At 59.3% G+C, this 12,508-nt stretch carries 11 protein-coding genes; 5 read left to right on the forward strand and 6 right to left on the reverse strand.

The features are described 5' to 3' along the window. Window positions 1–13: 13 nt before the first annotated feature. From AAFN47_RS25125 to AAFN47_RS25145, 5 genes are all read right to left on the reverse strand, one after another. The gene (locus tag AAFN47_RS25125) at window positions 14–3,508 is read right to left on the reverse strand and encodes a UvrD-helicase domain-containing protein (protein WP_499812020.1); all 3,495 of its coding nucleotides are present in this window, start codon (window positions 3,506–3,508) and stop codon (window positions 14–16) included. Then, the gene (locus AAFN47_RS25130) at window positions 3,432–3,980 is read right to left on the reverse strand and encodes a hypothetical protein (RefSeq protein ID WP_499812021.1); all 549 of its coding nucleotides are present in this window, start codon (window positions 3,978–3,980) and stop codon (window positions 3,432–3,434) included. The genes AAFN47_RS25125 and AAFN47_RS25130 overlap by 77 nt, the downstream gene beginning before the upstream one ends. Further along, window positions 3,970–4,620 carry an RNA polymerase sigma factor gene (locus AAFN47_RS25135; protein ID WP_499812022.1) on the reverse strand — a complete coding sequence of 217 codons (651 nt, stop codon included), beginning with the start codon at window positions 4,618–4,620 and terminating at the stop codon, window positions 3,970–3,972. The genes AAFN47_RS25130 and AAFN47_RS25135 overlap by 11 nt, the downstream gene beginning before the upstream one ends. A 171-nt stretch (window positions 4,621–4,791) precedes the next feature. Beyond that, entirely contained in the window at window positions 4,792–5,901 is a 1,110-nt protein-coding gene (locus AAFN47_RS25140) for a nucleotidyl transferase AbiEii/AbiGii toxin family protein (RefSeq protein WP_499812023.1), read from the reverse strand. After that, complete coding sequence (locus tag AAFN47_RS25145; protein WP_499812024.1) at window positions 5,882–6,625, reverse strand: DUF6088 family protein; 744 nt, start codon at window positions 6,623–6,625, stop codon at window positions 5,882–5,884. The genes AAFN47_RS25140 and AAFN47_RS25145 overlap by 20 nt, the downstream gene beginning before the upstream one ends. 238 nt (window positions 6,626–6,863) lie before the next feature. Here AAFN47_RS25145 and AAFN47_RS25150 point away from each other — a divergent pair, with 238 nt between their 5' ends. After that, entirely contained in the window at window positions 6,864–7,823 is a 960-nt protein-coding gene (locus AAFN47_RS25150; protein WP_499812025.1) for a DUF2971 domain-containing protein, read from the forward strand. Between the two features lie 27 nt (window positions 7,824–7,850). Further along, a complete protein-coding gene (locus AAFN47_RS25155; RefSeq protein ID WP_499812026.1) occupies window positions 7,851–8,474 on the forward strand; it encodes a hypothetical protein in 624 nt (207 codons plus the stop codon). Window positions 8,475–9,097: 623 nt separating this feature from the next. On the opposite strand, the gene AAFN47_RS25160 is transcribed toward AAFN47_RS25155, so the two are convergent. Continuing rightward, a complete protein-coding gene (locus AAFN47_RS25160; RefSeq protein ID WP_499812027.1) occupies window positions 9,098–10,081 on the reverse strand; it encodes an IS110 family RNA-guided transposase in 984 nt (327 codons plus the stop codon). A 309-nt stretch (window positions 10,082–10,390) separates the two neighbouring features. On the opposite strand from AAFN47_RS25160, the gene AAFN47_RS25165 reads away from it, so the two are divergent. The 3 genes from AAFN47_RS25165 to AAFN47_RS25175 all read left to right on the forward strand — a co-directional run bounded on the left by AAFN47_RS25165 (window position 10,391) and on the right by AAFN47_RS25175 (window position 12,496). Further along, window positions 10,391–11,284 (forward strand): DUF3991 and toprim domain-containing protein, encoded by an 894-nt coding sequence (locus tag AAFN47_RS25165; protein WP_499812028.1) that lies wholly within the window; start codon window positions 10,391–10,393, stop codon window positions 11,282–11,284. Between the two features lie 208 nt (window positions 11,285–11,492). Further along, window positions 11,493–12,089, forward strand: a complete 597-nt coding sequence (locus tag AAFN47_RS25170; protein WP_499812029.1) for a DUF1419 domain-containing protein — start codon at window positions 11,493–11,495, stop codon at window positions 12,087–12,089. 8 nt (window positions 12,090–12,097) lie between these two features. Then, the gene (locus AAFN47_RS25175; RefSeq protein ID WP_499812030.1) at window positions 12,098–12,496 is read left to right on the forward strand and encodes a DUF3085 domain-containing protein; all 399 of its coding nucleotides are present in this window, start codon (window positions 12,098–12,100) and stop codon (window positions 12,494–12,496) included. Window positions 12,497–12,508: the final 12 nt, after the last annotated feature.

Below are 12,508 nucleotides of genomic sequence, written 5' to 3' on the forward strand. Positions count from 1 at the left end.
CATGTCTGCGCCTTCACAAGGACAATCGCGGCGTCAGGAGGAATCCGGTAAGCCGATTCCGATTTTTTTTCTGAGCGTGCCGGAGGGCGGGGGGGGTGCAGATGAAAAAGTGCGGGCAGCGGGCGCATCTGTCGCTACGTTTTGGCGGAAACCGGCCATCAAGGATAGCGATTGCAGCGTCAGCGATTGCGGCTTTCTTGTTTCCCAGCTGCCCAACCTTCATTGCCAACCGGTCTTGCGATCTGCCTGTCAAATAGACGAATTCCGCTTCACCTCGGCCCTCGGCAGCAATCTGAAAAGCGGCCGCATCTAGCGCGGTCACCGCAGTGCTTGTCTTGCGGCCTGTACGGATGCGCCGGAACACTGTGGCGTGTTCCGTTTCGATTTCTTCGTGAGCTGTCACGACGACTTCAGCGTCGCCAAACCGGAGCGAAAGGGATTGCGGCGTGCGCCGGGTCTCACCCTCCCTCAGCTGAAAGAAGAATTGCAGCAGTTGGTCGGAGATCTGCCGGTATTCCGAGGCATAGCCATGCTCAGTCGGTCCATGGGCCGTCCAGGCGGCATCCATGATCGCCTGCAGTTCGGCCTCGTCCGGCGCGTCGTTCAGACGGCCTGTAAGCTCATCGATGACGACCTGGATAGCATTGTGCATCCGCATGGGAGCCGACTCCGTACGCCGACCGCCAACCTGCAGCACGTGAGCAAAGAAAAATCTTCGGGGGCACTTGTCGTATGTGGCAAGCTGGGACGGCGACACGCGGGCAATGCCATCGACTTCCAGCGTGAAGCGCTCACTTGTGACCGATGCATTGATTGGTGTCGATATTGGTGATGCCTCGAACAGCGTGCCGGAAATGTCGTCGATGAAACTCGATCGGCTCTGCCGGCGTCCATTCGATTGTTTGTTCGGCGCATAGAGTGTCAGGTGCTCTTCCGCCCGGGACAATGCCACGAAGAACAGGCAACGCTGTTCTTCGTCATGTCCAGCCTTGATAGCTTCGCTGCCGCGAAATGGAGCGCCCTCGATCATCCCGTCCGGTGGAGCAAGGCCACGGCTCTGATTGGCCGAACGAGGAATCGAGCCACTCGTCAAAGCCGGCAGGTGAAGAGCTTTGAACTCGAGGCCCTTGCTCCCATGGATTGTCATCAGTCGGACAGCGTCCAGGCCCTGGGCGGCGTTTGGGAGATCACGCAAATCCCGCTCGTCGGACAGGATGACGAGCCGCCGAATGTGCTCCAGAAGGTCGCGGATGGGATAGCCGCTTTTCTCGGGCAGGGCGGAGCGGAGGAAGTTCTGGAACTGCCAAAGGGCAAGCGCAGGGTTGGCGTTGCCCTCACGAGCCTGCGTGGCGACATCGGCAGCAAGGCGCGTTCGATCCAGGTAAATCTTCGTTATGATCTGCCACGGCGTAGCCGTAGGTTCGATCCCGGCGAACGCATCGACAAGCGCTTTGGCAGAGACCTGTCCGCCTTCCGTCAACCCCGGGATTGCTGTCAGGATGTCTCGCCAATCAAGTGGAAGAGGTTTGTCGGCGCCCCGGATCTCCTCGATTGCGAGCGAAACGTCCTCGATGGCCATCTGAAACGGCGCCATCGAGGCGACGCACGTCAGTCCCATTGCTCGCGGATCGATCACCAGCGACAAGAGCGACAAGGCCTCCTTGATCTCAGGACGGTCGAACAAAGGTCCAAGAAACAGAACCGGTATACCCCGTGCCTCCAGACCCGAAGCGATCTCTGCCAACCGCGCATTACCTTTGCAGATGACCGCCTGATCCCGAAACGGGATCTTGCCCATACAGGCGGTTATGCGTGCGGCGATCTCATCGATTTCGTGATCTTTCGATTCAACCGAGACGAAGGAAGGGGCCACACCGTTCGTGCCTTTAAAGGCGCTCGCTTCGAAATCGGTGGCGTCCATACGCGTTCTCGCGAACTCGCGGAACGCATCGCAAATTTCCTGCGATGACCGGTAGTTTGTACTGAGTTGCGCCGATGTCCCGCCCGGAAAGTCGTCAGTCTCGAACCGGTCGATGTTGTAAGAGGACGCTCCACGGAAACGGTAGATTGATTGCTTCGCATCACCGACGACCCAGAGGTTTTCGCCTTCTGGTTTGAGCGCGCGCAGGAGCCGCACGCTCGCCCGGTTCACATCTTGGTATTCGTCCACCAGGATGTGTTCGTACCGACTTTGAAGTTGTGCACGCACTGCGTCATCGGTCTCGACCAATGCCGTTGGACGAGCCACGAGATCCCCAAAATCAACCGCGCACCGATCAGACTTGAGCTGTTCATAGAGGTCGTAGACCGAAGCGATCTCGAGACATTTCTCGGCGGCGATCCGCTCATCTTCCGTCTTCGCCACATCGACCATTTGCTGGGCAATAGCACGGTACTGGTGATGATCGACAACCTCGTCTTTTGCACGTGAGATGGCTGAGAGAATGGACCGCAGATTGTCGGTTGGGTCATAAAGATCGTTGAAATGCGTCAGCCGCAGTCGCGGAAACTCGTCCTCAAGCAGTGCAATGGCTTCGGTGGCATCGATTAACCGCGGATCGGGCGGCAAATCTGCACGATCGTGAAACCGGCGCAGCAGATCGAGCCCGAAGGAGTGAAAGGTACCAATCCAGGCTGAACCGGCCGCTTCCGGCCAGGCTGCCATGGCGCGATCCGTCATTTCGCCGGCCGCCTTGTTCGAAAAGGTCAGGAGCAAGATGCTCTCCGGATCGACACCGCGGTCCTTCAGAACAGACAATCTGCCGACGAGGGTTTGCGTCTTGCCAGTGCCGGGTCCGGCCTTGAGGAGCAGCGCCTTGCCGTCGTGCTCGGCAGCCCGCTTCTGCTCGTCATTTAGAGGCTTTGGGGCCGGTGCCGCCTCCTCATTCGATTCAGTCTGCGGCAACAGGAGTGCATCGAACAGCTGGACAGCCACCATGTCATAGGGCGCTCCGAGACGCTCGGCTATGGCCTTTGCGCTTAGGGCCCCGTCGATGTGCCAGGACCAGGCCAATGCTCGCGGAAAAAGGAACTCGCGCGCAAAGAGGTCCATCTGAACTTCTTGCCGGGCGCGGTTGCTGTAATCGACGACGCGATCAGCGCCCACGGATGATGGGTCTGCCGAACGCGCCGGATCGATGCTCATGACCGGCGGAATGTCAACCAAGCCGCCGAATTCATCATGTCCTAGTTCATGGGCGACCAGAAACGCATCGAGGAAGGCGCTTCCGGTATCTTCGTGCAGGATTACCCCGGCATGTCTCTGGAACAGTGCCCGACCGCCGGTCAGTTGTGGATGCCCGGCAGGAAGTTTCCTGACCTCAATATCGCGATCCCTGGCTTCGTGAAGGGCAAACTCATACGGGTTTGTCGGGTCGCCGCCCTTGCTTGTGCGCTCCGCGTGAAGATCCGCCGCGCGGGCTCGTGTTGCTTCAATCCGATCCATCGCCTGCAAGCAACTTCTGCAAAGCGCGTTGCTCCTCCTCGGCAAGCCCGGCCTGGCCGACATAGTCCCAGAACTCGATTGGCGCTTCCTTGCTTGGCTTTGAATCGGATTTCATTGCGACGGCTTGGCCGTCGCCCTGCTGCATTCCACTGATCAGGTCCTGCAGCCGGACATCCAGGCTTGCCGCGAGGCCTTTCAGGAATTCCGCGGGCATCGAGCCGAGATGAACAATATTGGCGTTCAATCCCATGAAGAACGCGCGGGGGAGTCCCAGCTTGCGAGCAAGTTCTTTGACCCCATTGCCAAACAACGATTGTCGAACGTGTTGAACCCTCAAAGCCTCCGCCGTCATCGCCTTTGTCTCAAGCGGCAGGTTGGCCTCAGTCGCCTCGAGGTCGCTCAGCGAAAGCTCGTTAAAGAGCGCCAGCAAGTCCTTGGTGTACTCGGGATAGCGCTGCAGGTAGTTCTTGAGAACCGCAGGCGACATTTCTTCCTCAATCGTGAAATCGCTTAGGACGTCGTCTCTATTCGCCATCGTCGATCTCCAAATCCAGTGCTCGCCTTATTTTCGCATAGGCGCGATCCCGCCGGTTCCGAACTGTCTTTTCCACGCAACCGAGAAGTTCCGTCATCGACGGTTCGCCATCCTTGCTGGTTTCAATCGGAATGTCTGCGAGCAACAAATCAATCACCTCTCGTTCGTCTGTCGGTAAGGCGTCAATCGCGCGGCGCAGGTGAATCCGGTAATCGAAATCTTCTTCAGCCGTGAGGCCGGTCTTCTTGTAGCGATCCAACGCCGCCTCCACGACGGTGCGGACCTCCCCGCTGACGGTGTCCTCCACCTCTTCAGTAGCGTTTTCTCGCCGGTTCACTTTACGAAGTTTGGTGATGCGCGCCGAACGTACTGCCTTGTCGAATACAACCTCATAGATATCGAGTTGCTCGTCATAGCCTTGCCGGTCGGTGAACATTAGTTCAGTGACATGGTCGATAGTCGCGTCGCGAATCTCGGCAATACGGCTGTCTTCATAGACCTTGTCGTCTACATGACGGTTCGGGCGTGGACAGGCCGCCTCGACCCGATCGCGCAGTATATCGTAGAGTGCAACAAACCGACCGTCCGAATTGTCGGACTTGGTCTGACGCAAGTGATGCACAAGCACCTCTGACGGCACATATTCGCCGTGCCGCCGATCTTTTATTTCGGCTCGCCTCAATAACTCATCGAACGGCCAATCGAGGCTCTTTTCGATGAAGTGAGTTACAGGCGGCCGGCGCGTATAAAGTTCGCCGCTTTCTTTCCGTTTTCGAAGTGGGTCGATATGCATGTTGCGCCGAATCTCAATTCAGGTCGGTTGCCTGCTTTGTGTCTCATTGATGAATATTTCAAGCGCTTCAATACTGTCCATGACTTCTTCGAATTTTGGCGGGATCCCGAATATCATGGCGGACATCCGCTCATAGTCGGTCTCCAGCTTCTTGCTCATCTCCGCGGTTGGCATCAGGCGGTACGAGCCCGGTTCTGCCCGATCGTACCGATGATCAGGCGCACGGAACATGAGCTGCTTGTGTTGGCGACATGCCTCGGCCAGATCGCGCATAGAGGCAGCCTTCTCGCCGTACTCGCCATGCCGCCATATCTGGTGGACGTCGTAGTAGTGCCGGGAATAGCGATTGAGATCGGGGACTGGGCGGCCGGGATCATGATCCGCGGCGCGTTTTTCCGTCATTTCGGTCATTGCGTGCAGGATCAGCACCTTTTCCCAGAAGGTGCGCTCCGGCTTGACCGTCGTCACGCCGCCGAATTTGAGGTCAACGCCATTGGGAAGCTCATCTGCCACATAGGGCGTAATCTCGCGCGGTTCGACTGGAACAGGATCGGGCCGGGCGCCGCCCTCTATCCGTACCGCGGCCTGGACATAGCCGTCTCCCGATCCGAATACGCTGTCATAGCTGACTACCAGGACATCGAGCGCATCTTTGTTCCGATAAGGATCGAAGCCGTAACCAAGGGTGAAATGGCCACTCCTGCCTGACAGCCCCTCGACAGCCGCGATCTCTTTCAGCAGCTGGTCACGAAGCGTGCCGGATATGTACTTGCGCGCAGCTTCATCGACCTCCTCGGCGAGGGCGTTTTGCTGTTTGGTGATGGACGGCAATGCGGCGATGTCGGCCTCAAGCGGGGCATTGATGTCAGCTTTGAATATTCCGATGTCGATGTCTTCGGAGAACCGTCTGATAAGCCCATAGGCCTTGCTCAGGCTTGTGCCGCCCTTGAAGTAGAGGTGGACCGGATCGTCCTTGCGTCGGTTGAACAGGAAATCGAGGACCCAGCAGACATAAAGGTCCTTCTCAACATTTTCGGCGCGTGTCTCGAGTTTGGCCGCGACCGCCGAATAAAGGGCTTGGCGTTCATCTGCGCTCGAGCCGAGGATTTCAGCGAAGGCTTTCTGCATGTGCCCCCGTCGTATCTGATGGCCGCGATGCGTCGTCCGGACTTTCGTCGGTCGACAGTGCTCGCGTGATTTTTTCGATTACCGGATACATCCAGGCGGGAACCGCTTGGATATTCTGACTTAGGTCTTGGACAATTGCTTCGCGCTCCGGAGCGCTTGAGAGCCGTCGGACAATCCCGTTGACGGCCGCATCGAGGCTCGCGCGATCCTCGCGAAACCATGACAGAGCCTGGACGACGCGCATGGCCGGCCGGCCGGCCCAGAACGCTGTCTTGGCAGAGATCCGCTTGAAGTCGAGCTTGTAGATGACAGGTTCTTTGGCGTTCGGGTCACCGGTGTTGGCGACAATCTCGATCGTCCTCGGATAGGTGTCGGCGTAGATCGTACTACGGGCCGGGACTGCCGTCGTCAGCCCCAGATCATTGGCCGCCGTCATTCCGTCAACGAGCACGCGCAGCTTGTCGCGCCGCGCGATTGCATCGACAAAGGATGCGATCGAAGGGAACACCATTTTGCCGGTCAGTTTGCTTGAGGTCGGTTTGTCATACAGGCCACGGCACGGGCGCCGGATATCTCCACTTTTGGCCAACCTTTGCAGGGCTTTCTCGACCCCGTTGGGGCTTGCAATGTCGAGGAAGTCTGCTCGCGACCACACGCCAGCGGGAGCACCCGCTGCGATACGCGCGTGAACGCGATTAAGTGTGTCAGACGTGGGGTCAGGCATTGGATTCCCTCGTTGTGTGACCGAAGATTATATACAAATTTTGGTCAGTAGCAATGTTAATAGTGATTGGAGACCAAAGTTTCTATATAAATTTTGGTCAGTATATGGATGCGGGAAGCTGAACGTAGATATCGAACTGCTACCGATACCGCACCGCACTGCGGCCAGGTTGTGAATGATTCCTGGCCTAATGCCGGCAGATCGACCAGAATAAAAAGACATACTACTGGAGACGATATTGCAGCGACAATTACCAAAGAGGATCTACAAATACCGTGCTTTCAGCAGCCGGGTCCTCGATATGCTGGTTGCCGATCAGCTCTATTTTTCCGACCCAGCGGACTTCAACGATCCCCTGGACAGCCGGCCCAATGTCGAGGGCGATATTACCGATCACGAGTTGGAACACATCCTCAGCCGACTCGTCGAGCAGCGCATCAAGGCGGAAATGACGACGGCGGCGAAGTCGCTCAAATATCGCGGCCCCAAGACCATCGATCATATCGCGCGCCACAGCCGCAAACACGCGGACAGCCTGCTCAACGAAATCCGCTACAACGCCGGCAATCCTGCCTACGAAATGGACGACCCAGAGCATTTCCTCCTGACCCAATATCTCGAAGAAGAGCTTCTGAGGCGCTACAACAGAGGCATCGTCTCGTTTGGCGCCCGCACGACCTGCCCCTTGATGTGGAGCCATTACGGCGACCAGCACCGCGGCATCTGCGCCGGCTATTCGGTTCCCGAAGACGCCTCCGACAAGCTGAACAAGATCGAGTACGGCGGGAGCCGAAACGTCAAGGCAAGTGATGTTGCCGTTATGGAACAAGACCCCGCCGCGCGGCGGCGGGTCGATGAGGCGGTTCTGCTCCGCAAGGCCCGTTCTTGGAGTTACGAACGGGAGTGGCGACTGATCGGTACGCGCGGCCTGCAGGATTCTCCGCTCGAGCTCGAAGAGGTCGTCTTCGGGATCAGATGCGATTCAGCCCTCAAATACACGATCTTCAAGGCGCTGGAGGACCGCCACCGGTCCGTCAAGTTCTACGAAATGCGGGAGCAGCACGGCACGTTCCGGCTCCTCAAACGCCGTGTCGACTTCGGCGAGCTCGGGGCGTCGCTGCCGCGGCGGTCGCGCGACGTCTTCGACGCTTTCGACAACCTCGATATCGAAGAGCCCCCGCACGGCGGGTCTCATTGATCGCGGCAAATTTGGAGGCCCGAACCCATGGCTGACGACATTCCGGAAAAACCGGACTTCGAGTCGCTTCTGCGCACGGATTTCCGCTGGCCGACGGAAGGGGACGCGCCGTTCACGCAATCGGAAAACTGGGAGCAAAACGCTTACATCGACCGGTTTGGTCACGGCCGGATCATCATGATGATGAACGGCTACAAAATGGCCGGCGACCTCATGGTTGCCCAGGTCGCCCGTGACCGACACGACGGCGACGTCCTCGTCTTTCCGGTCGTTTTCAACTACCGGCAGTTCATCGAGTTGTCGCTCAAGTTCCTGATCGCCACTTACGGTCACACCGTCGGCATCCAGGCCGAATGGAGCACCCATGACCTCAAATCCCTTTGGGAGACCTTCTTGAAGGTCCTGGAGGGTTATGGTCACGACGATGCCGAAGGCACTGACGCAATCGTCGGAGAGATTATCTTGGACTTTGCAAAGGTGGATCCGAGATCGTTTTCGTATCGTTACCCCGTCGATACGAAGGGTGATCCCGTTTTGCTTGCGCATCAGGAAATCGACCTTCACCGGCTGGCTGATGTCATGCACGGGCTCGACGGCTATTTCTCCGGCTGTGATGGGTATCTGGACGATCTGCAAAAAGCAGGCCCGTGACGAAGGTGCCAGCGAACGAGAGGTGATGCGGGCGATTCTGCAGGCTGTGATTTCGGTCTCCAGATCGGTAGGCGGTATTCGCATTGAAGGGAGGTCGGCGTCGCCCTTCGGGCCGGGCTGTTGGCAAAGCGGAAGCCCGCAAGCGGTCTTCCCCCATCCGGGCTGCCATCCCTTCTATAATCGGACCCCGGACGTCAAGGCACGATCTTTGCGGATTTTGGAGGTTTGTCCGAGGCCATGGCCTGGGTGATTTCCAGCAGTTTGGGCAGCCGCGCGTATCGTGCGACCGTGCTCTACCTCCAGCCGGCGAGCCGGCTTCCGACCAAACCCGTCTGCAACGGTTTCGGCCCATTCGGGTTACGATCACTCTGCCGGACAGTCCGCATCACTCTTCTATTCGGAGTCGCATATGTTGCGCTCCATGATGGGTTTCGATGAGGTGGTCGTCCACGCTGACGGCACGTGCTCTGGTGTCACAGGGATGGCCTCGGACTGACCGGCACAGGGATCGCGACGGACTGACGTTTCCCCTCGGAGCTGAACGTCTCCGGCGGAATCTCAGGTCAGGTGGTCACGGCGCCAGGTTGATCATCATCGCCGAAGCGGAAGCATTCGCCTGTGACCTACATCTGATGCATGACGATGGCAATGCGGCGCGCGAGCGCAACAATCGCCTTTGCTGTCCCAGATCGCTTTGCGACCTTCATCGCCCATGCTTTGAGGGAACACCATTTCTTCGACACCAGCATCATCGAAGTCGCGGCCTCGACCAGCAGATAGCGCATGAGCTTGTCGCCGGATTTGGAGACATGCCCCGACCGGTCGATCTCTCCCGATTGATAAACCCGCGGCGTCAGTCCCAGATGCGCCGGAACAAGTTTCGAGCGCTTGAAGCGGCCGGGATCGTCAATGGTCGCCTTGAACGCGAGAGCTGTCAGTGGGCCGACGCCCGGTATCGTCTGGAATAGCTTGCAGATTGGATCGGCGCGTGAGGCGCGCTCAAGGGCGTTGTTCAGCTTGCGCATCTGTGCCCGCATTTCGTCGCGCGCCGCCAGAAGCGGTTCGATTGCCGGCAGCAGCATGGGCTCCTCACTACAGAGCTCTTTGACCCGCTCGCTGAACTTGCACCGGTTGACCTTTCCAAGTTTCAGTCCCTGGGTGCGCAAAAGGGCTCGGATCGTGTTTTCGATCTGCAGCATCGTCGTCATGAACTGGCGGCGGCCGATCAACAAGGATCGGACGAACTGCGACGGCCGGCTTTTCACATGCACGGGTTTGAAGTGTCCGACACGCATCATGGTGGCGATCCCGTGCGCGTCGTTGCGGTCGGTCTTGTTCGGCCGCGTTGAGAGGAACCTTTGCGTGTGCCGCGTCTCAAGGCAGAACACCGGGAAGCCCGCATCCTGCAACGCGCTGTATATCCATTCCGAGAGCGGACAGGCCTCAAGCCCGACCAGGGTTATTTCCCCCTTCAATTTCGAAAGTTTCGCGATGATTTCTGCCGGCTCCGAGCGAGCGGTCACCTGGAGAACGTTTGAGCCGTCCTCATCAATTGCGCATATCGCCGTTTTATTGAGGCCGAGATCCAATCCGATAAATAGTTTCATTGCCAGATTCTCCATGATGTTCGAACCAGGCACGATGGTAGCAGACGTCCGGGGTCCGATTATCCCATCTGACGCGGGGGGGCGACCGGGAGGATCAGGGAAAACCGGAAAGTTCATGGGTGCCGCTTGCGCGCTGCGGCCGGCAAGGGAGGCTTCGCCGCTCCGGGCGCCGAAAACTGCGACCCGGCACAAATGCCGGCTTGCCAAAAGCGCCCTTGTCCTGCCTTGCTCTTCGCGGCCTCCGGGTTTCGCCCCTACAGAATAGGGAGCGGAAACTGGGCAGAGGACCGCGCGAAACGCGGAGAGTAAATGGAAAAAGCAGACCTGGAAGAGCTGAGAGGAAAGGTCGCCTGCGGCGCGGTGCTGGAAACGGCGGGTTTTGCCGTCGACCCCAAGGAAAGCACGCGCCGCGCGGTCAAATACCGCCGCGGCGACGAGATCATCATCGTCATTCATGACGGTCAGGGGTGGTTCGATCCCCTCTCGGAGGCCAAGGGCGACGTCTTTCGCCTCGTCGAACACCTCGACGGCCTGCCCTTTGCGGCGGCGCTTTATGTCGTTGCCGATCTGGTCGGCTTCGTTCCTTCAGAACCGGAATGGAAGCGGCAATCGCGCGAGCGCGCACCCGACCTCTCGGTTCCCGAGCGATGGTCGGCGCGCCGCAAGCCGTGGCCTGGCTCCGCGACCTGGCGCTACCTGCAGGACGAGCGGGCGCTTCCTGACAGCGTTCTACGCGCAGCCGTCGCCCAGGACCTTCTCCGCGAAGGACCGCAGGGCAGCATGTGGGCTGCGCATCGGCACGGTTCCGGCGCCGTAACCGGCTGGGAAGAGCGCGGGCCGGATTGGCGTGGTTTTGCGACCGGTGGCGCGAAAGTGCTTTTCCGGCTCGGACCCGTCGATGGGCCGCGGCTTTGTGTCACCGAAGCCGCGATCGACGCCATGAGCCTTGCCGCGCTCGAGGACCAGCGTCCGGACACGCGCTATTTGAGCACCGGCGGCGGTTGGTCGCCGGCGAGTTTCGAGGCCTTGCTCGATCTCGCCGTTCGGGAAGACGCCCTCCTGGTGGCGGCCACCGACAACAATGCGCAAGGGGAAACCTTTGCCGAAAGGCTCGAGGCGCTCGCCAACGATGCCGGTTGCGGGTTCGTGCGGCTGCGGCCGGAGCTGGAGGACTGGAACGAGGATTTGAAGGCGAAAAGATGAAAGAAGGATGGAAGCTCGGAGGAGAGGGACGGCTGCCGCATGCCCGCCGCCCGCCTCAAGGGTGAAGCTCCGCCCGGCTGACGCCGGCCCTTGACCCGGCCGGACGGAGAGGCGGCGCCAAGAAGGGGTCCGGAAGGGCTGAAGAAGATGGTGATGCCGAAAGGGTGCGCCGCGCTCCAGCCCGTGACAGGCCCCAAAGGAGCCCGCCATGACCTCTCCCATCCGCAAGATCTATTTCGGAATCGCCGACCGCCATCTCATGTTCAGATTATTCGACCGCCATGCGCAGCGACCCAACCGCTGGCAGACCGATAACGGCGCGCTTTACTCCGGCGAGTGGTTCGAAATCTCAGCTGCCCAGCACGACTACATGCTGGAAATCCTGCCGCCCCTGTGGATGCGCGGCGAAATGTTCGCCATGCGCGAATTCCTGACCGGCAGCATCACCAGCGTCTTTTATACGCTCAGCATCAATGGCGTGACACGGTACTTCCACGCCTATTGCGATCTGTCCGATCCGCGCTCGCCCTATGACATGCGCGACGCCATCGTCGAGCGCGAACGGCAGCCGGTTAGGGCGATGACCCGCGCCGAGCGCATCGAGCACATCTGGAGCGCCACTCATGACGATTATCGCGGTTATGCGGGCGCGGACTTCTGGCCGGAACATCGCGGCAAACGGACTGTCATCGTCTACGGCAATCCCGGCACGCGGTTCGAACTGCTCGAGAGCCTGAGCGATCAGCAGATCTCCGAGAAGCTGCCGATGCATTTGCGTCACCTCCTGCTGCCCGAAGCCGCGTGAGGCCCGCCATGTTCACATTTCCGATTCTTGCGGTGCGCAAGGTCATCGCGCGCGGGGAAGCCGATGCCGCCGCCAATGGAGGCTTCCGCAATCCCTATTACGGCACCCGGCCGGGAGAGGGCGAGAAGCCCGGCTTTTGGCTCGTCGGCGACGAGGGGGTCTACATCATCTCCAACGGCAAACTCGCCGAGGGTCAGAAACCGCTCGTCGTTTATTCGACCGAGTGCCATCCGAAGGGCGATACCGACTGGTGGGACTACAAGCGTCGGCATTTCGGGGGCGATGACGGCATCGAATTCATCGACGCCGATCTGCTGGTTCCAAGCTTCAACCGGAGTTTCGGGATCACACACCTCGGCATCCAGCTCACCGAGAACGACATCTCGTTCTCGCTGATCACCCGCTAACCGCACTTCCAC

The sequence above is a fragment of the Hoeflea sp. CAU 1731 genome (assembly GCF_039888615.1).
GTDB lineage: Bacteria > Pseudomonadota > Alphaproteobacteria > Rhizobiales > Rhizobiaceae > Flavimaribacter.